Source organism: Cryptosporangium arvum DSM 44712 (assembly GCF_000585375.1).
In the GTDB taxonomy this organism is placed as follows: Bacteria; Actinomycetota; Actinomycetes; order Mycobacteriales; family Cryptosporangiaceae; genus Cryptosporangium; species Cryptosporangium arvum.
Genome location: NZ_KK073874.1, coordinates 6342762 through 6360645, shown reverse-complemented (window position 1 = coordinate 6360645; position 17884 = coordinate 6342762). Strand labels below are relative to the sequence as shown.

Annotated in this window: 20 protein-coding genes; 9 read left to right on the top strand and 11 right to left on the bottom strand. The window is 72.1% G+C overall.

Annotated features, from left to right (window positions below; genetic code table 11):
* Window positions 1-14 precede the first annotated feature (14 nt).
* Window positions 15-875, bottom strand: a complete 861-nt coding sequence (locus CRYAR_RS29145; RefSeq protein ID WP_035856546.1) for a 3-hydroxyacyl-CoA dehydrogenase family protein — start codon at window positions 873-875, stop codon at window positions 15-17.
* Between the two features lie 148 nt (window positions 876-1023).
* Here CRYAR_RS29145 and CRYAR_RS29140 point away from each other — a divergent pair, with 148 nt between their 5' ends.
* From CRYAR_RS29140 to CRYAR_RS43795, 3 genes are all read left to right on the top strand, one after another.
* A complete protein-coding gene (locus CRYAR_RS29140) occupies window positions 1024-2463 on the top strand; it encodes an NAD-dependent succinate-semialdehyde dehydrogenase (protein WP_035867717.1) in 1440 nt (479 codons plus the stop codon).
* A 29-nt stretch (window positions 2464-2492) separates the two neighbouring features.
* The gene (locus CRYAR_RS29135; protein ID WP_035856545.1) at window positions 2493-3284 is read left to right on the top strand and encodes an enoyl-CoA hydratase/isomerase family protein; all 792 of its coding nucleotides are present in this window, start codon (window positions 2493-2495) and stop codon (window positions 3282-3284) included.
* A 79-nt stretch (window positions 3285-3363) separates the two neighbouring features.
* The gene (locus tag CRYAR_RS43795; RefSeq protein WP_051571086.1) at window positions 3364-3792 is read left to right on the top strand and encodes an ArsR/SmtB family transcription factor; all 429 of its coding nucleotides are present in this window, start codon (window positions 3364-3366) and stop codon (window positions 3790-3792) included.
* Window positions 3793-3918: 126 nt separating this feature from the next.
* On the opposite strand, the gene CRYAR_RS29125 is transcribed toward CRYAR_RS43795, so the two are convergent.
* The 3 genes from CRYAR_RS29125 to CRYAR_RS29115 form a co-directional block, all read right to left on the bottom strand.
* Window positions 3919-4332 carry a MaoC/PaaZ C-terminal domain-containing protein gene (locus CRYAR_RS29125; RefSeq protein ID WP_035856544.1) on the bottom strand — a complete coding sequence of 138 codons (414 nt, stop codon included), beginning with the start codon at window positions 4330-4332 and terminating at the stop codon, window positions 3919-3921.
* Between the two features lie 11 nt (window positions 4333-4343).
* Window positions 4344-4877 carry an FAS1-like dehydratase domain-containing protein gene (locus CRYAR_RS29120; protein WP_211247695.1) on the bottom strand — a complete coding sequence of 178 codons (534 nt, stop codon included), beginning with the start codon at window positions 4875-4877 and terminating at the stop codon, window positions 4344-4346.
* Window positions 4878-5121: 244 nt separating this feature from the next.
* Window positions 5122-5784 (bottom strand): alpha/beta fold hydrolase, encoded by a 663-nt coding sequence (locus CRYAR_RS29115; protein ID WP_051571085.1) that lies wholly within the window; start codon window positions 5782-5784, stop codon window positions 5122-5124.
* A gap of 152 nt (window positions 5785-5936) precedes the next feature.
* Between CRYAR_RS29115 and CRYAR_RS29110 the strand changes: the two genes are divergently transcribed.
* On the top strand, window positions 5937-7034 hold the full coding sequence (locus tag CRYAR_RS29110; protein ID WP_035856543.1) for an acyl-CoA dehydrogenase family protein: 1098 nt from the start codon (window positions 5937-5939) through the stop codon (window positions 7032-7034).
* Window positions 7031-8251 carry an acyl-CoA dehydrogenase family protein gene (locus CRYAR_RS29105; RefSeq protein WP_035856542.1) on the top strand — a complete coding sequence of 407 codons (1221 nt, stop codon included), beginning with the start codon at window positions 7031-7033 and terminating at the stop codon, window positions 8249-8251. Before CRYAR_RS29110 ends, CRYAR_RS29105 begins: the two co-directional genes overlap by 4 nt.
* Window positions 8252-8297: 46 nt before the next feature.
* Here the strand turns inward: CRYAR_RS29105 and CRYAR_RS29100 are convergent, their stop codons facing one another.
* Together CRYAR_RS29100 and CRYAR_RS29095 are read right to left on the bottom strand one after the other, a co-directional pair.
* Window positions 8298-9761, bottom strand: coding sequence for a class I adenylate-forming enzyme family protein (locus tag CRYAR_RS29100; RefSeq protein WP_035856541.1), 1464 nt, complete (start codon window positions 9759-9761; stop codon window positions 8298-8300).
* A gap of 41 nt (window positions 9762-9802) precedes the next feature.
* Entirely contained in the window at window positions 9803-10306 is a 504-nt protein-coding gene (locus CRYAR_RS29095) for a DoxX family protein (RefSeq protein ID WP_035856540.1), read from the bottom strand.
* Between the two features lie 75 nt (window positions 10307-10381).
* On the opposite strand from CRYAR_RS29095, the gene CRYAR_RS29090 reads away from it, so the two are divergent.
* Both CRYAR_RS29090 and CRYAR_RS29085 read left to right on the top strand, forming a co-directional pair.
* Window positions 10382-11107, top strand: coding sequence for a hypothetical protein (locus CRYAR_RS29090; protein ID WP_157018149.1), 726 nt, complete (start codon window positions 10382-10384; stop codon window positions 11105-11107).
* A gap of 61 nt (window positions 11108-11168) precedes the next feature.
* The gene (locus CRYAR_RS29085) at window positions 11169-11768 is read left to right on the top strand and encodes a TetR/AcrR family transcriptional regulator (RefSeq protein ID WP_035856538.1); all 600 of its coding nucleotides are present in this window, start codon (window positions 11169-11171) and stop codon (window positions 11766-11768) included.
* Between the two features lie 23 nt (window positions 11769-11791).
* Here the strand turns inward: CRYAR_RS29085 and CRYAR_RS29080 are convergent, their stop codons facing one another.
* Both CRYAR_RS29080 and CRYAR_RS29075 read right to left on the bottom strand, forming a co-directional pair.
* Window positions 11792-13252, bottom strand: a complete 1461-nt coding sequence (locus tag CRYAR_RS29080) for a gamma-glutamyltransferase (protein WP_035856537.1) — start codon at window positions 13250-13252, stop codon at window positions 11792-11794.
* Between the two features lie 10 nt (window positions 13253-13262).
* A complete protein-coding gene (locus CRYAR_RS29075) occupies window positions 13263-14033 on the bottom strand; it encodes an SDR family NAD(P)-dependent oxidoreductase (RefSeq protein ID WP_035856536.1) in 771 nt (256 codons plus the stop codon).
* A gap of 94 nt (window positions 14034-14127) precedes the next feature.
* On the opposite strand from CRYAR_RS29075, the gene CRYAR_RS29070 reads away from it, so the two are divergent.
* Window positions 14128-15288: a thiolase family protein gene (locus CRYAR_RS29070; protein WP_035856535.1), complete on the top strand. Its 1161-nt coding sequence runs from the start codon at window positions 14128-14130 to the stop codon at window positions 15286-15288.
* A gap of 112 nt (window positions 15289-15400) precedes the next feature.
* Here the strand turns inward: CRYAR_RS29070 and CRYAR_RS29065 are convergent, their stop codons facing one another.
* Both CRYAR_RS29065 and CRYAR_RS29060 read right to left on the bottom strand, forming a co-directional pair.
* Entirely contained in the window at window positions 15401-15619 is a 219-nt protein-coding gene (locus CRYAR_RS29065) for a DUF397 domain-containing protein (RefSeq protein ID WP_051571084.1), read from the bottom strand.
* The gene (locus tag CRYAR_RS29060; RefSeq protein WP_157018147.1) at window positions 15600-16514 is read right to left on the bottom strand and encodes a helix-turn-helix domain-containing protein; all 915 of its coding nucleotides are present in this window, start codon (window positions 16512-16514) and stop codon (window positions 15600-15602) included. Before CRYAR_RS29060 ends, CRYAR_RS29065 begins: the two co-directional genes overlap by 20 nt.
* A 192-nt stretch (window positions 16515-16706) precedes the next feature.
* Here CRYAR_RS29060 and CRYAR_RS29055 point away from each other — a divergent pair, with 192 nt between their 5' ends.
* Entirely contained in the window at window positions 16707-16931 is a 225-nt protein-coding gene (locus CRYAR_RS29055) for a hypothetical protein (RefSeq protein WP_035856533.1), read from the top strand.
* A 95-nt stretch (window positions 16932-17026) separates the two neighbouring features.
* On the opposite strand, the gene CRYAR_RS29050 is transcribed toward CRYAR_RS29055, so the two are convergent.
* Window positions 17027-17875, bottom strand: coding sequence for a hypothetical protein (locus tag CRYAR_RS29050; protein WP_035856532.1), 849 nt, complete (start codon window positions 17873-17875; stop codon window positions 17027-17029).
* Between the last annotated feature and the right edge of the window lie 9 nt (window positions 17876-17884).

Genomic DNA, 17884 nt, shown 5'->3' with positions numbered 1-17884 from the left:
CGGCGTCTTCGCCATCACCGGCCCCCGTCGTAGGTGTAGAACCCGCGGCCGGTCTTCTGACCCAGCCAGCCGAGCCGGACGTACTGCTTCAGCAACGGGGACGGGAAGTACCTCGGATCCTTGTACTCCTCGTACATCGAGGCGGCCATGTCGTGGACGATGTCGAGGCCGATCAGGTCGGCGAGCCGGAACGGGCCCATCCGGTGGTTGAAGCCGAGTTGCAGCACCTCGTCGATCGACTCCATCGGCGCGACCCCGCGTTCGAACGCGCGGACCGCGTCGAGCAGGAACGGGACGACGAGCAGGTTGCCGACGAAGCCCGGCACGTCGTTGATGACGACAGGCGTCTTGCCGAGGTCTCTCGCGAACGCGACGAAGCTTTCGACGTTGGCCGGGAGCGAGATCGGGGTCCTGATGACCTCGACCAGCTTCATCACCGGCACCGGGTTGAAGAAGTGCAGCCCGACGATCGCCTCCGGGCGCCGCGTCGCGCCGGCCAGGACCACCAGCGGGATCGTCGAGGTGTTGGAGCCGATCAGCGTCTCCGGGCCGACGATCGTGTCGATCCGGGCGAGCAGGCTCTTCTTGAGCTCGACGTCCTCGTAGACGGCCTCGACCACGAGGTCGGCCTCGGTGATCGCGTCGATGGCGGTGCCGAAGCGCAGCCGGTCGAGGGTGCGGCGCCTGTCGTCGGCGGTGATGCGGCCGCGGTCGAGCCGGCGGTCGAGACCGGCGGCGATGCGCTGCTGACCGGCCTCGGCGGACGCCGCGTCCTTCTCGACGACGACCACCTCGTAACCGCGCTGAGCCGCGACCTGCGCGACGCCCCCGCCCATCGTCCCGCAGCCGACCACGGCTACCCGCTTGATCTGCACACGCGTTCCTCCACGCCAGTCCAGTTTCAAGGTTGTCTATGTATCTATACCGGAGGGGGCGGGGGCCGGACAAGCGGCAGGTGTCCAGCGGGTCCGTTATCGTTAGGTGATTGCATAACTATCGACGCTTTGATTGCGGGTCGCGCTGATGGACGGAACTCTGTACCTGGACGGGGCCTGGAAGGACGCCGCCGACGGGCGCACGTTCGCGGTGACCGACCCGGCGTCCGGCGAGGTCATCGGGCAGGTCGCCGACGCCGACCGGTGCGACGCGGTCTCCGCCGTCGACGCCGCGGCGACGGCGTTCGAGCCCTGGTCCCGGCGCACCGCCTACGAGCGCGCCGACTTCCTCGTCACTGCGTACCGCCTGATGCGCGAACGTGCCGACGACCTCGCGCTGCTGATGACCCGCGAGCAGGGCAAACCGCTCAAGATGGCGCGCAACGAGGTGCGCTACGCGGCGGACTTCCTGCTCTGGTACGCCGAGGAGGCGAAGCGGGTGTACGGCAGCACGATCCCGTCGGCCCGCGCTGACCAGCGCTTCACCGTGCTGCGCCAGCCGGTCGGCGTGGTCGCGGCGATCACGCCGTGGAACTACCCGATCTCGATGATCACCCGCAAGGTCGCGCCCGCGCTGGCCGCCGGCTGCACGATCGTGCTCAAGCCGGCCGAGCAGACCCCGCTGTGCGCGGTCGCGATGTTCCGGATCTTCCACGACGCGGGCCTGCCTGCGGGCGTCGTCAACCTGGTGACGACGAGCGACCCGGAGACGACCGGCGAGGTCCTCCTGGAATCGGCGGCCGTGCGCAAACTGACGTTCACCGGGTCCACCGACGTGGGCAAGCAGTTGGCCGCACGGGCCGCCGCGACGCTGAAGCGGGTCTCGCTGGAGCTCGGCGGCCACGCCCCGTTCCTGGTCTTCGACGACGCCGACCCGGTGCGCGCGGCAAAGGGCGCCGCGCTGGTGAAGTTCCTCAACACCGGCCAGGCCTGCATCTGCCCGAACCGCATCTACGTCCAGCGCCCGGTCTACGACCGGTTCGTCGAGGCGTTCCGTACGCGCGTCGCCGCGCTGCGGGCCGGCTCCGGGTTGGACCCCGCCGTCGGGATCGGTCCCCTCATCGACGCCGACGCGCTGAGCAAGATGGAGCGGCACGTCGCCGACGCCCGTGCACGCGGCGCGAACGTGCTGACCGGGGGAGTGCGGCTGGCCGGGCCGGGGCTGGACGACGGGTACTTCTACGCGCCGACCGTGCTCACCGACGTCACGCCGGACATGGCGATCTACCGCGAGGAGACGTTCGGCCCGATCGCCGCGGTGATGCCGTTCGACGACGAGCGCGCGGTGATCGAGGCCGCCAACGACACGACCTACGGGCTGGCGTCCTACGTCTACACCAACGACATCGGGCGGGCGACGCGGGTGTCGGAGGGGCTGCGGTTCGGGATCGTGGGCATCAACGACATCAACCCGACGGCGGCCGCGGCGCCGTTCGGCGGCACGAAGGAGAGCGGTCTGGGCCGGGAGGGCGGGGCGGCCGGGCTCGACGAATACCTTGAGGAAAAGCTGGTCGGCCTGGCGATCTGAGCTGTCCACCGACGGTTAAGGTGGCTGCCATGCCTACGGACGACGCGGTGCTGATCGATGAGCCTTCGCCGGGCGTCCGGCTGCTCACGCTCAACCGGCCCGACGTGCGCAACGCGATGACCGGCGAGATGACCGCCGCCTGGACCGGGGCGATCGCGGAGGTCGCCGAGGACCGGGAGACGCGGGTCGCGGTCGTCACCGGTGCGGGCAGTTCGTTCTGTTCCGGCGCGGATCTGTCCTGGCTCGACCAGGCCGCCGGCCACGACGTCACGACCGACCGCCTGCGCGACCGGATGCTGCCGTTCTACCGCACCTGGCTGCGTCCGCGGTCGCTGCCGTTCCCGGTGATCGCCGCGATCAACGGGCCGGTGGTGGGCGCGGCCGCGTGTCTCGCGCTCTCCTGCGACCTGCGCTACGCCGGGCCGGGCGCGATGTTCAGCACCCCGTTCATCTACCTCGGCACCCACGCCGGGATGGGCGCCACCTGGTTGCTGCAGGAGGCGATCGGCGTCGCCCGGGCACGGGAGATGCTCTACACCGGCCGTGAGGTGTTCGCGGAGGAGGCCCTCGAGTGGGGCCTGATCGGTGGGGTCGCCGACGACGTCCTGGCGCACGCGTTGAAGATCGCCGAACAGATCGCCGGCGCCGCGCCGATCGCCACCCGGCTCACCAAGGCCGGGCTCGAGCAGGCCGCGCACGGTCTCGAAGCGTCGCTGCAGTGGGAGGCGCTGGCCCAGCCGGTCACGATGACGACCGAGGACCTGCACGAAGGCATCGAGGCGAAGCGGAACCGGCGTGCGCCCAACTTCCGGGGAATCTGACCGAAGGCGTATATTGATAGTTCTATGAATGTCTAGCGCTAGCCGAGGGAGTCTAGCCGGGCTGAGCGAGGAGCAACGAGTGACTCCACCTTCCGCGGACGCGGCGAGCGCGACCGAAATCTTCAAGGCCCTGGGCGATCCCATCCGCTGGAGCATCGTGCAGCAGATGGCGGCCACCGACGAGCTGGCGTGCAGCACGCTCGAGCAGACGCTGCCGATCTCGAAGCCCAGCATCTCCTACCACACGAAGATCCTGAGCCAGGCCGGGCTGATCTCGACGCGCAAGCAGGGCCGGAACTTCTACTACACGCTGCGGCGCGACGTGCTGCGCGGCCTGATCGACGACGTCTGGGCGCTCGCGCCGGAGCCGCGCGCGGTCGCCGACACCGGCCGGCTCGAGCACAAGCCGACGCCGATCCGCCGTCGTCGCGCCACCGCGTCCACCCGGCTGCGTCAGGCGGCCGGCGATGAGGGCCGCGAGTCCGAGGTCACGCTGCTGACCTGGTGACACCGCTCTGTAGGGCCCGGGCCGTACGGGCCCGGGCGCTGCGGCGTCTCGGGCCTGCGACGCTGTCCCGGGCCTGCATCGGCGGCCGTGGGCCGAATAGTCGTCGTGAGCCCGGGAAGTGGTCGGTCAGTCGAAGGCCACGGTGGCCTTGCCCGGGGCGAGCTTCGCGCCGTCCTGGTTCTCGGTCCAGATCGTGAGCTCCACCGTGCCGTCCTCGTGCACGGCCTCCACCACCCCGCGGGCGGTCACGGTCTGGCCTTTGAGGTTGGGGTTCCGGAACTGGCACGAGAGCGCCACGATCCGGCCGCGGCCGGCCAGCCATCCCCGCACGAGGGCGTGCAGGTAGGACCACTGCAGGTTGCCCATGCCGAACGCGGTCGGATACCCGGCCGCCCGGCCCGCCTCGTCGTCCATGTGGATCGGCACGAACTCGTCGTTGACCGCCGCGTACCGGTTCCAGGTCTCGAACCCGGTGGTCCGCACGAACGGCGGGAGTTCCTCGCCGACCTCGGCCGGCGCCGTGCTGGTCCGCTGCGTCATGGCCCCGCTCCTCAGTACCGGATCAACGTCATGCGGCTGCGCTTCACGACCGCGCGGTCCTGGTTGGTCCAGGTGTCCTCGGTGACCGTGAAGAGCATGAGGCCGAGCTTGCCCTCCCGCTCGGAGTACCCGTCGAGCCGGTTCTCGCTGGTGATCACGTCACCCGGCCGGATCGGGACGCCGTACTCGGTCTCCAGGCCTCCGTTGAGCTGGAACCGCAGCCCGGGACCGGGCACACCGGCGAGCCGCTCGGTGCGGTCCGCGCTGTTCGCGTCCGGTTCGGGGCGGCCGCCGGCCTCGCTCCCCGCGACCGCTGCGTCCGGTTCGGGGCGGCCGCCGGCTTCGCTCCTCGCGACCGCCCACGCGAACGGGTTGAAGTCCTCCGGTGCGCGTTCGGCGTCGAGGAACTCGCGCGGTGGCTTCTCCGGCCAGTACACGGCGAGGGCCCACTTGCGGATGTCCGATTCCGCCACGGGGTAGCTGATCCGGCGAGTGAGCAGGGTGCCGAGCGCGCCGCGCATCTCGTCGGACACGTTCGTGGGCATCGAACCTCCGTTGCTTTGATACTTGCCCAACTTTCTACTTTTGTTCGGTCGGGCTGTCAACGGACGCTCTCGGCGGCCGGACCCGCCGGCTCTCGTGCACCGGCGTCTTGCCCAGCGCGGCACGCAGCGCGACCCGCACCTCCGCGCGCCGGCCGGGAGCGGTGAACGAGAGCGCGCTCGCTCACCGAGATCGGCGGGCCCACCGCGGGCAACTCGGCGACCAGGCTCTCCACCGCGGCGGGCATCAGCGCTGCAGGAAGGCCAGGACCGCTTCCCGACAGCGCGCGTCCGACGTCAGCCCGAAGTGGTCGACACCCGGCAGCACGCGCAGCGAGGCCTGGCCGAACGCCGCGACCAGGTCGTCCGCGGGGGCGTTGAAGTCGTGCTCGCCCAGCACGACGAGCACCGGAGCCTGCACCTTCGCGAGCGCGTCCGCCGCGACCGGCGGCTTCGGGATCTCCAGGTACCGGCGGACGTCGTCCACGTCGTTGCCGGCCGACCGGGCGGCCCGCCGGAACACCCGCGTGACGCCGGAATCGTCGCCGCGGCCCAACGCGGCCGCGAGCGCCGCGATGCCGCTCACGTCGGGCCGCAACACCCCGTTGCCGACGCCGAGCAACGCGAGCGTGCGGAAGCGGCTCGGTTCCCGGGCGGCCACCGCGGCCAGCAGTTGCGCTCCCGCGGAGAACGCGATCGCGTCCACCGGGTCCCGGTCGCCGAGGTGGCGCAGGACGTCGTCGACGATCGTGTCACCGTCGGGGAGGTCGGGGGCGATCCCCGGCCCGTGTCCCGGCAGGTGGTAGCCCAGCACGTCCCGGCCGGACGCTTCCAGCCGGTCGATCCAGCCCGCCCGCCGATAGTTGTGCTCGATCGTCGAACCGGCCCCGTGGACGAGCAGAACGGTCATGCGGATACTCCGGAGATGCGGTCGGTAGCCCGGGCGGTGTCGCTCTTCAATAGCACGTGCAAGTAGTCCCGCGCCGACGCATCACCACCTTGACCTGCCGGCGATCCCTGAATAATTTTAGAAGTGTCAAAGTATATCGCCGGAGGAGCTCCATGGATTTTGACCTCACCCCGGATCAGAGACTCTTCCGGGCGACGACGAAGAAGTTCCTCGACGCCGAGGTGCCGCTCTCCACCGTGCGGGAATGGGCGACCGGACCGGACGGCTTCCGGCGCGACTGGTGGGCGCGCGGCGCCGAGCTCGGCTGGACGGCGCTGCTCGTGCCCGAGGACCAGGGCGGTGGCAGCGTGTCCGACGCGGGGCTGCTCGACCTGCTGATCGTCGCCGAGGAGATGGGACGGCTGGTGTCGCCGGGGCCGCTGGGGCCGGTGAACACGGTGATCGCGGCGCTGGTGGAGGCCGGTGGACACGAGTCGGCCCTGGAGTCGCTCGTCGCCGGCGGGACCGTCGCCACCTGGGCCGTCGACGAACCGGGACGCGGGTTCACGCCGCAGGACCCCCGGACCACCGCGACCCGGACGGCCTACGGCTGGCGGATCACCGGGGTGAAGGACCGGGTGGAGGCCGCCGACCAGGCCGACCTGTTCCTGGTCACCACGGACGCCGGGCAGTTCCTGGTGCCCGCGGCGCAGGTGCGCGTCGAGCCGGTGAAGTCACTGGACCTGGTCCGGCGCTTCGGCACCGTCCACTTCGAGGACGTCGAGGTGCCCGCGTCGGCGCTGGTCCCCGCGACCGTCGAACGGCCCCGCCTGGTCGCCTCGATCCTGCAGAGCGCCGAGACCGCCGGGGCCGTCGACCGGGTCTTCGAGTTCACCGTCGCCTGGGCGTTCGACAGGTACTCGTTCGGGCGGCCGCTCGCGTCCTATCAGGCCCTCAAGCACCGCTTCGCGGACATGAAGACGTGGCTCGAAGCGATCCACGCGATCGTGTCCGCGGCCGGTCGCGCCGTGCAGGACGCCGCGCCCGACGCGGCCGAACTCGTGGCGGCGGCCGGCTCCTACGTCGGCACGAAGTCGGTCGAGATCATCCAGGACTGCGTGCAGCTGCACGGCGGCATCGGCGTCACCTGGGAGCACGACCTGCACCTCTACCTGCGTCGCGTGACCGTCAACCGCGCGCTCCACGGCACGCCCGAGGAGCACCGGAGGGCGCTCGCGGACATCGTCATCGCGAGGGGGAACGCGGCATGAGCATCTCGGTCGAGGAGTTCCGGGCCGACGCGAAGGCCTGGCTCGCGGACTCCATGCCGCGGCTGGCGGACCGGGACCCGGCGCTGGACGACCCCGAGAACGACACCGCGTCCTGGAACCGCACCCGCGAGCTGCAGAAGATGCTCTGGGACGGCGGTTTCGCCGGTATCGCGTTCCCCCGCGGGTACGGCGGGCTCGGCCTCACCCCGGAGCACCAGCGCGCGTTCAACGCCGAGAGCGCCCCGTACGAGCTGCCGCTGCGCATCAACGTCCCGACGCTGTCGATCTGCGCGGCCACGATCCTCGACCTGGGCAGCGAGCAGCAGAAACGCGACCGCATCGGGGGCGCGCTGCGCGGCGACGAGCTCATGGTGCAGTTCCTGTCCGAGCCGCGGGGCGGTTCGGACCTCGCCGGTGTGACCACGAAGGCCGAGCGCGACGGTGACCTCTGGGTCCTGAACGGCGCGAAGATCTGGAGTTCCGGCGCGTACGCCGCCGACTACGGACTCTGCCTGGTGCGCACCGACTGGTCGGTGCCCAAGCACGCCGGCCTGACGATGTTCCTGGTCCCTGTGCACGCCGACGGCGTCACGATCCGGCGGATCCGCCAGGTCAACGGCTCCACCGAGTTCTGCGAGGAGTTCTTCGACGACGTGCGGCTGCCCGCCGACGCGGTCGTCGGCGAGGTGAACGGGGGCTGGGCCGTCGCGTCCCGGCAGCTGTACTGGGAGCGCACCTCGATGGGCGGCGGTTCGCCGTACGTCAGCGGGGTCGGCCGGGGGGTGGCACCGGCGGCGTCGCGTCCGCCGGCCGATCTGGCCCGCGCGGTCGGCCGGCTCGACGACGTCACGGTGCGCGAGCTGATCGGCGAGTCGCGCGCCAACCACCTGGTGCAGTCCGCGCTGATCGCCCGGGTCGGCGCCGGGCTGGGCGGTGGGCACCTGCCCGGCCCGTCGGCGTCGATGACCCGGCTCCTGCACGCCGAGACCGACTGGCGCGACTCCGACATCCGGCTGCGTATCGCCGGCAGTGCCGCGGTGACCGGCTCCACGGCCGAGGTGGGCGAGCTGTCGCTGAACCGGCAGGCCGGCAGCCTGGGCGGCGGCTCCACCGAGATGGCACGCAACGTGATCTCCGAGCGCGTGCTCGGCATGCCGCGCGAGCACGCCGCCGACCGGGACGTCCCGTTCAGGGATGTGAGGCAGGGCCGCTGGTAACCGCGGGAAGGGGTCCGGGCGGATGGCCCGGCCCCCTTTCGCGTGCCTACTCGACCAACTCGCGGCGGAGGATCTTGCCGGTGGGCGTGCGCGGAAGGTCCTCGACGAACGTCACCACGTCCGGCGTCTTCGACGAGCGCAGCACGCTACGCACGTACGCGCGCACGCCGTCCTCGCTCAGGTTCGCGCCCGGACGGGGGATCACGAACGCGCCGATCCGCTGCCCCCACTCCTCGTCCGGGATCCCGACGACCACCGCCTCGGCCACCCCGGGCAGCTGCTGGATGACGTCCTCGATCTCGGCCGGGGCCACGTTCTCGCCGCCGCGGATGATCGTGTCGTCGGTGCGTCCCTTCACGAACAGGTAGCCGTCGGCGTCCAGATAGCCCTCGTCGCGGGTGGGGAACCACCCGTCCGCGTCGACGCGGCGGCCCCCCTGCCGGTACTCGCCGGCGACCTGCGGTCCCCGGACGAAGATCGCGCCGATCCGCCCGGCCGGCGCGGGCGCGTCCGTCGCGTCCCGGATCTCGATCTCGACGCTCGGCAGCGGCCGTCCGACCGAGCCGAGCCGGGCCCGGACCGCCGGATCGTCGCTGGCCGCGGCCTCCCGGTGGTCGTCGGGACCGAGCACCGCGATCGACGACGAGGTCTCGGTGAGCCCGTACGCGTTGACGAACCCCACGGCCGGCAGCAGCGTCAACGCCCGGCGCAGGATCGACGGTGCGAGCGGGGCGCCGCCGTAGGAGAGCGAGCGGAGCGTCGGCGGGGCGTCGATGCCCGTTTCGAGCGCGTCGACGATCCGTGCGAGCATCGTCGGCACGACCATCGCGTGCGTGACGCCTTCGCTCGCGACCGTCCCCAGCCAGCCCTCCGGCGTGAACTTGTCCAGGTAGACGATCCGCCGCCCGGCGTACAGATTCGACAGCAGGTTCGCCACCGCCGCGATGTGGTACGGCGGCACGCTCACGACGACGGCGTCGGTGGGTGCCGCGCCGCTGAACTCGACGGTGTCGAGGACGTAGGCCGCGAGGTGCTTGTGGCGCAGCACCGCGCTCTTCGGAGCGGCCGTGGTGCCGCTGGTCAACAGCAGCACGGCTTCGGCGTCCGGGTCGGGCTCGGGCGGGAGGGTGACCTCGGGTGCGCTCCCCGCCGTCAGCGCGAGCCAGTCGTCGACGGTGATCGCGCCGGCGGCGATCGCCGGGTCCGCGCTGATCACGTACGGGTGGTCCTGGGCCGCGACGACGTCGGCCAGCTGCTCGCGGGAGAGCCGGTAGTTCAGCGGGAGGAACGGCACACCGGCCGTGGCCGCGGCGAACAGCGCGATCGGGAAGCCGACGCCGTTCTCACCCAGGTAGACCACGGTGCGGGCCCGCGCACGCAGGAGGTGGGCGGCGCCGGCGCGGGCCCGCAGCTGGAGGTCGGAGCCGGTGAGGCCGTCGCGGTCCGGGCCGAGCAGGACGCGGTCGCCGTGCCCGGCGACGCTCAGGTCGAGCAGGGTGAGGAGGTTCATCGTGCTCCCGCTTGATCAGAGGGATGTCCACTCAGGTGCCGTCACTCGGCGGGGGTCCTGGCCGGACGCCAGGTCGTGGCGAGCAGCAGCGCGGTGCCGCCGAGGCCGACGAGCAGGGCGACCAGGAAGCCGGCCAGGCCGGTGATCTCGATGTCGAGCGCGTGGTCGAGGGAGATCCGGCCCGGGCCGATCGCGCCGAGGGCGACGCACACGACCGCGATCATGAGGACGTACTCGTAGCCGTCGCGGAAGACGAAGAAGCCGTTCGGGCGGTGCGCGACGATGGCCGCCACGGCCATCACCCCGACGGTCGCGGCGCAGGCCAGCGGTGTGAGCAGCCCGGCGATCAGCCCGAGCCCGGCGGCGATCTCGGTGACCACGCTGGCCCAGGCCTGGAAGAGGCCCGGCCGTAAGCCGAGGCTCTCGAACCACCCGGCCGTGCCGGGGATCTTGCCGCCGCCGAGCCAGTGGTTCCAGCCGTGCATCAGCAGAGTGGCGCCCAGGCTCAGGCGGATCAGCAGCAGACCGATGTCGACCCAGTCCATGGGCACCCTCTAACCGATCGAAATGTTGACGACTATCTAATCATATGGCTGACTGGGGGAGTGGGTGGAGCACGAGTGTTGCGAGTGGTCCCTGCCGAAAGGCTAGGGGCCGGGGCGTCGGGCGTCTGGCGGACGCCGGAGCTCGGACGGCTGGTTCGCGCGCTGAACGTGGGGCGCGTCGGGTCCGGGGACTTCCGGCTGAGGGCGGCCGACCCGGCCTGGCCGACGTTCCCGGGTGCGCAGCTGGTGGCCGGGGTGGTGGTGGCGGCCGAGCGCGCGGTGCCGGGCCACCGGGTGTCGCTGGTGTCCTGGTCGGCCGGGGTGCCGGCACCGGCCCGCCGCGCGCTGCGGATCGGGGTCGAGGTCCTGCGCCGGGGCCCGTCCGGTGACGTGACCACCCGCCTCACCGTCGGCGGCGGCTCGCACGGCCGGGCCGTGGTCGTGCTGACCCCTGACGACGCCGGTGTCCCATTCCCCGGCCGCCGGAGGGCGCTGCCGGTGAGCGGGGAGCTCGTGCCGGTGGAGCTGGCGGAACGGGTCGCCACGGGGGAGTGGGGGCTCGATCCCACGACCGTGCGCGGGCTGGTGGCGTACGTCGGGGCGGCGGTCACGGTGCCGGGCGGGCCGGCGGCCACCGTGCTGGCGTCGACGATCGCGTTCGCCGGACCGGCCACCACGGGCCTGACGCCGATCCGCCTCGGCGAGCTCGCCGCCGGCACGCACGCCCACGCGAGGACCGAGTTCCGGACCGCGTCCGGGGCCCTCGCCGTGCAGGTGTCCCAGGCGGTACTCCTGGGCTGAGCGGTTCCCGCGAGCCTTCCGGTAGTCTTTACCGGTCGGGTCGCTCGAGCGGGAGGTCACCATGCCGAAGTCGGCGCGTACGCGACGGGCCCGCGGCTCGATCAACCCGGCCGACATCATCGCCGGCGCGTTCGAGTTCTATCGCGACACCCCGATCGAGCAGTGGAGCATCCCGCAGCTCGCCACCCACCTCGACGTGGGCGTCACCAGCATCTACTGGTACTTCCGCACGAAGCGCGAGCTCGTCGCGGCGATGACCGAAGCCGCGCTCACCTCGTTCTACGAGCGCATGCCGGCCCTGCGCGGCGAGGACTGGGAGGAGTTGCTGCGCAACTTCTTCCTCGACTTCCATCGCCTGCTGGCCACCGACGACCTCGCCTGCGACCTGATCGTGCGTCAGATCGGGGTGCCCGGCGCCGACCTCTCGGCCCGGTCGTGGCCCCGGGCCCAGGAGCTGTTCGCCGAGCTCGAGCGGGCCGGCCTGCCGCCGGCGCTGGTGCAGCACGCGTTCTTCACGCTGTCGGTGTACACGCAGGGGTATCTGCTGGTCGAACGCAAGGGGCACGGTCCGTCGAGCGAGCTCGAGTTCGGCATCACGAACATCCTGCGCGGCCTCCGCCCGCTCCTCGACTCCCCGGGCCGCACCGAAACCGTCGCCTGACCCGGCGTCCGGGCGTCAGGGCGTCAGGGCAGCGTGGTGCCGTGACCGTCGGCGCGTGGGTCGCCGGCGGCGTCGAGTACTCCGTCACGCAGGCGGGCGACCTGCACGTGGCCGGCGTTGTCGTGGCGCCGCGGTGCGGTCTCCGCGGTCAGGCCGAGGTCGCTCGCGGCCCGGGCGAGACGCTCCGCGCCGGGCGTACCCGGCTCGAGCAGCAGGGTGTCGGCGTCTCGGTCGAGCTCGCGCGATCCGATCACCCAGCGCGGGCGGGCGACCAGCGCGGCCAGGTCGTCGGCGTCGAGGACGTCCGCGGCGACCTGGGCCAGGATCCACGCCTGCGAGCGACCGCCCTGGCACCCGAGCGCGACCACGGTGCCGGGCGCGACGGCCAGCGACGGGCACAGCGTGTGCGGCGGGCGCACCCCCGGCCGGACCCGCCCCGGGTGCCCGGACTGCAGGGTGAACGAGGCGCCCCGGTTGTGCAGCACCACCCCGGTGGCCGGCTCCAGCAGCCCCGACCCGAAGCTCTGGAACACGCTCTGGATCAGCGTCACCGCGGTCCCGTCCGCTCCCACCGCGGTGACCGCGACCGTGTCGCCGCGCGGCTTCTCGCCCGCGGCGCCGGCGCTGGTCGCGACCGGCGCCCGCAGGCGCAGCGCGTCGACGTCGATCGGGCCGCCGCGGGGGTCTCCGAGCAGCGCGTCGCGGGCCGCGCGGGCGCGCGTCGCGTCGGTGAGCAGGTCGGGCGAACCCAGCACGGCCAGCAGCGTGGCGCCCTGCGTCGGCGGCGGCGCGGCGTACCAGGTGGCCGCGCCGATCGTGGTCGAGAGCGGCTCCACGACCTCCGGCTCGTGGGCGGCGAGGTCCACCGCCCCCAGCGGCGAATCGAGGCGGGCGAGCCCGGCGACCAGGCGCTCGGCGAGCCGCCCGCGGTAGAACGACGTCCAGTCGCCGGCGATCGTCCGTAACGTCGCCGCGAGCGCGGGCTGGTACAGCACGTCCCGGGGTTCGCCGGCCGCGTCGAGCAGGAGCTCGGACAGGCCGGGGTCGGTGCGGACGGCGTCCCTCCGCTCGTCGGTGGCCCTGCGCAGGCCCGCGCTCACCGCGACGCCGTCGGTGGCCAGCGCGATCGCCGGGGCCAGCAGGTCGGCGAGCGGGAGCCGGGCCCCGAGCGACACGATCCGGGCCCACCCGGCGACGGCGCCGGGCACGGTGATCGTCAGTGGACCGCTGAACGGCATCCGCTGGTGACCGGCGAGGTCGATCCCGGCCGCGGCCGCCCCGATCGAGAGCACGGCCCGGGTCGAACCGTCCGGCGACCGGACCAGCGCGACGAGGTCCCCACCGGCCGAGCACTGGTGCGGGTAGGCCACCGCGAGTGCCGCGGCGGCCGCCACCGCGGCGTCGATCGGGCCACCACCGGCCGCGACGACCGTGCGGGCGGCTTCGACGGCGGCGGGGTGCGGGGCGGCCAGCGCGACGGTCATACCGTCGATTCTAGATGTTGAACCTCTGAGCAGCGTCGATGCGGATCGTCGTCCCGTTCAGGTAGTCGTTGTCGACGATCGAGAGCGCGAGCTTCGCGTACTCGTCGGGCTCGCCAAGCCGCTTCGGGTTCGGGATGTTGTTGCCGAACCGGGTCTCGGCCTCCTCCCGGCTCATCGAACCGTAGGCGGGGGTGAAGAACACCCCCGGGGCGATGCACATGACCCGCACGCCCGCCGGCGCGAGGTCGCGGGACGCGGTGAGCGTCATGCCGATGACGCCGGCCTTCGCGGCCGAGTAGTCGGACTGCCCGACCTGCCCCTCGAACCCGGCGATGCTCGCGGTGGTGATCACCACACCGCGCTGGCCGGAGTCCAGCGGCTCGGTCTTCGCCATCGCCGCCGCGGCCTTGCTGAGCACGTGATACGTGCCGACGAGGAAGATCTCGACGGTGCGCCGGAACGTCGCGACCGGGTACGGCTCGCCGGACCGGTTCACGATCCGCTTCCCCGCCGCCGGGCCGCCGTGCACGATCACGTTCGCACGAAGCGGGCCGAGTTCCGCGGCCGCCGCGATCGCCGCGTCGACCGACTCCTCGCTCGTGACGTCGGTGGGCACGAACCGTGCGCCGGTGCCGAGTTCGGCCGCCAGCGCCTTGCCGTTCTGCTCCTGCAGGTCGGCGATGACGACCCGGGCTCCGGCCGCGTGCAGGCGGCGGACCGTCGCCGCTCCGAAGCCCCCCGCTCCGCCGACGACCAGGGCAGACGATCCGCTCAGCTCCACGTGCTCCTCCTCGGGACGGACGCTGCCCGAAGCCTACTGTCGGCTTACCGGTAAGCGCTACAGTAAGGCGCATCCCCGAGGAAGAGGTGCACGGATGGCCCAGCCCGTCATCGTCAGCGCGGCCCGGACCGCGATCGGCACCGCGCGCAGGGGAACGCTGGCGCAGACGGCCGCCGAGGACCTCGCGACCGCGATCCTGGTGGAGACCGTGCGCCGCTCCGGCCTCGACCCGGAGCGCGTGGACGACGTGATCCTGGCCGAGTCGCTGTACGGCGGGGGTGACCTCGCGCGGTACGCGGCCGTGGTCGCCGGGATGACCGGGGTTCCCGGCCTCGCGGTCAACCGGCACTGCACCGGCAGCCTGTCGTCGATCGGGCTCGCGGCGGCCGGCGTCGCCAGCGGCATGGAGAAGGTCGTCGTCGCCGGGGGAGTGCAGGCCTCGTCGCTGATGCCGCGGTTGACCCGCCGGGTTCCCGGCACCGTCGATCAGGTCGAGCCCTGGTACCCGGGCACGCACCCGAACACCGCCGAGGCGCCGAACACCGACATGTCGATCACGGTCGGCTGGAACACCGCGCGGGAGTTCGGCCTGTCCCGCGAGGACATGGACGCGTGGGCGCTGCGGTCGCACCGGCGCGCGGTCGCCGCGATCGACGCGGGCAGGTTCACCGACGAGATCGTGCCGATCACGGTGTCCACGCCGGACGGTTCGGTGGTGGAGTTCGCGGTCGACGAGCACCCCCGGCGGGACACCAGTGTCGAGCGGCTGGCCGCGCTCCCGGTTCTGCACCCGGAGATCGAGGGCTTCTCGATCACGGCCGGCAACGCGAGCGGTACGAACGACGCGGCGGCCGCGGTGACGGTCGCCGGTGCCGACCAGGGGCTCGAGGCGCTGGCGACGGTCCGGGCCTGGACGTCGGTCGGCGTCGACCCCCGGCGCACCGGCGCGGGAGCACTCGCCGCGATCACGAAGGTGCTGGACCGGGCCGGCCTGACCACTCGCGACGTCACGCGGTGGGAGATCAACGAGGCGTTCGCGTCGGTGCCGGTCGCGGCCTGCCGCCACTTCGGGCTCGACGAGGACACCGTGAACTTCTCCGGCAGCGGCTGCAGCCTCGGGCACCCGATCGCCGCGTCGGGGGCCCGGATGGTGACCACGCTCGTGTACGAACTGCGCCGTGCGGGCGGCGGCGTCGGCGTCGCCGCGATGTGTGCCGGCGGCGGTCAGGGTGGCGCCCTCGTCCTCGAGGTCTGAGGGTTCGTACTGTCGACGATGGACTCAGGTGACCACCCGGGTATATACAACCGCAGAGGGCGACCGACCCAAGCGCCGGATGGGTCGGCCGCCCTCGTCGAGGTGCGTGCTCCTAGAGGTCGAACTCGCCTGCCTTGCAGCCCTCCAGGAACGCCTGCCAGGTCGGGTGGCTGAACGCCAGGACCGGGCCGTGTCCCCGGTCCTTGGTGTCGCGCACACCGATCGCGGTCGCGGCGGCCCCTACTTCGACGCAGTTGCCGTTCGTGCCGCTCCGGGCAGATTTCCGCCAGCGCACTCTATTGGCGTCCAACTCAGGTTCGGGCGGTCTCATGAACTGTCTCCTCCTCCTTCTCGGCTCCGTACTCCTGCATCGCACCGGCGATCATTGCCGCTGAGGCGGTCGGGCTCAGTGCCTGCCCCACCAGATACTCCACAACGTGCAGATACCGGTCCGTTTCCTGTTGTGTCTCCATATACAGGGCATTTGCCGGATTCTCGCCGTAGGCGATCTCCCCGGGAGCCTCCCCGAGGTGGTCGAACGACAAGAGGACGAAGGGGCCGGTGGCCGCGGCGGCGTGCGGTCCGGCCGAGAAGGGAAGGATCTGGATCGTGACGTTCGGCCACTGGCTCGCCGTGAGCAGGTGTGCCAGCTGGGCGCGCATGGCGTCCGGGTCGCTGATCGGACGCCGGAGCACGGCCTCGTCCAGGATGGCGAGCAGCTCGACCGGCCGGTCGCGGCGCAGGACCGACTGGCGCTCGAGGCGCAACTGCACACGCTCGTCGACGTCGGCCTCGCTCAGGCCCGCGCCGGGCGCGCCGGCCCGGATCACGGCGCGGGCGTAGCCCGCGGTCTGCAGCAGGCCGGGCACCACTGTGGACTCGAACGTGACGACGCGCCGGGCGTCGCGCTCGAGGTCGAGGAACATGCCGAACTGGTAGGTCGCGAACCAGGACAGGCGCTGGGTGACGCCGGCGCTGCCGGCCTCCAGGGCCAGCCGCACGAGCTGGTTCTTCGTATCGTCGTCGACGCCGTACGCGTCGCACAGCCCGCGGATCTCGTGCGCGCGTAACTTCCGTTTCCCGCCGGCCAGCCAGCGGGCGACCGTGGACCCGTCGACCCCCACCTCGGTGCCGATCACATCGGTGGAACGCCCGTCAGCTTTGTGGAGGCGCTGCAGGGTGGAGAGGAGCATGCGCCGCGCGAGCGTGGGGCTGACTTCATCCACGGAAGACGTCCCTTCTGTTAGGCGTCCCGGTGCAGTCTTGCATTTTGGGGACGCGTTCTGCGTGCGAGAACTGGTATTGCGTCGGGGCGGTTTGAGTCTTGCGTATTGCGAGTTTGCCCATACTCTCGGACACAAGGCATTCCGAGGACGCGGTCAGGCGTGATGTCCGATTTGGACAGTGGGAGCGTGTCAATGGGCGCATGGCACCGGAACTACGTCTGGGACGACGTGGTCACCGCGCGGGCGTTGATCGCCGAGCACGTGGTCGACGCGGCGGACCCGAGCTATTGCGGGTCGGCCACGCACGTGTACCCCGGCGACTGGCCGTGCTATCGCCGGGGTTGGGCCGAGCTGGTGCTCCAGGCCGAGGCCCGCGGCGAGATCGACTCGGGCGCGGAGCTGCGCGAACCGGCCTGACCGGCCGGACACGATCGGGTGACGGGTAGCCCCGTTCGGGGCGGGACGGGGCTATCCGCTCACCATTACCTACCCAGGGACCACTTTCCCAGGGACTACTTGCCCAGCGACTCGCAGCCGGTCTCGTCCGGGAGCAACGGCCGGAACGCCACCGACCACTGCTTGCCGCCGTAGGTCCACGGCGTCTGCACGTTCGCGCTCTCGGCGTCGGCCAGGACGTCGCGCAGGGCGTCGCCGCTCGTCGTGACGCAGTGCAGGTCGGCCGGCCCGACGACCGGGCCGGGCAGGGCAGCGCCACGCCAGGCCCGGGCGGGCGGCGGGGTCTCCGACCCGGGTGCGGTGTACGCGCTCACGACCGTGGCCAGCGACGTCGGCGCGTACGACGTCTCGTCGCCGCCCGGGGGCCGCCGCAGCGTGTTCAGCAGCGCCCGCATCCGCTCGCGGGCCTGCCGCTGCGCCGCGGACAGGGCCGGGTCCTCCTCCCGGGTCTCGCTCAACGCGTAGACCTCGGTGGTGGCCTTCGTGCCGTCCTCGACGAGCGTGAAGCGGGTCGTGGTCGCGTCGGCAACGCCCGGCTGGCCGTAGTCGGTCGTGGCGCCGACGCCCGCGCGGCGGGCCGCGCCGACCAGCTCGTCGACCTTGGCCCGGGAGATCGTCGCGACCTGGAGGTTCGGCATGGCCGGGGCCGGATAGATGGTGACCTGCGGCCCCTCGGTGATCACCCGGCCGTCGGCGTAGATGCTCACCATCGGGATGCGGCTGTAGGTCCAGCTCGGCGGCGTGAACCCGCCGACGGCCTCCACCCGCAGGACGAGTTCCTCGGAGACCGTCGGACCCTCCGACGGGCTGGCCGAGTTGACGTCGGCGGTGGCGACGGTCCCGCAACCCGAGGCAACGAGTACCGTTCCGAGCACTGCTGACCGAAAAATCCGCTTCGCAACCATGATGATGAG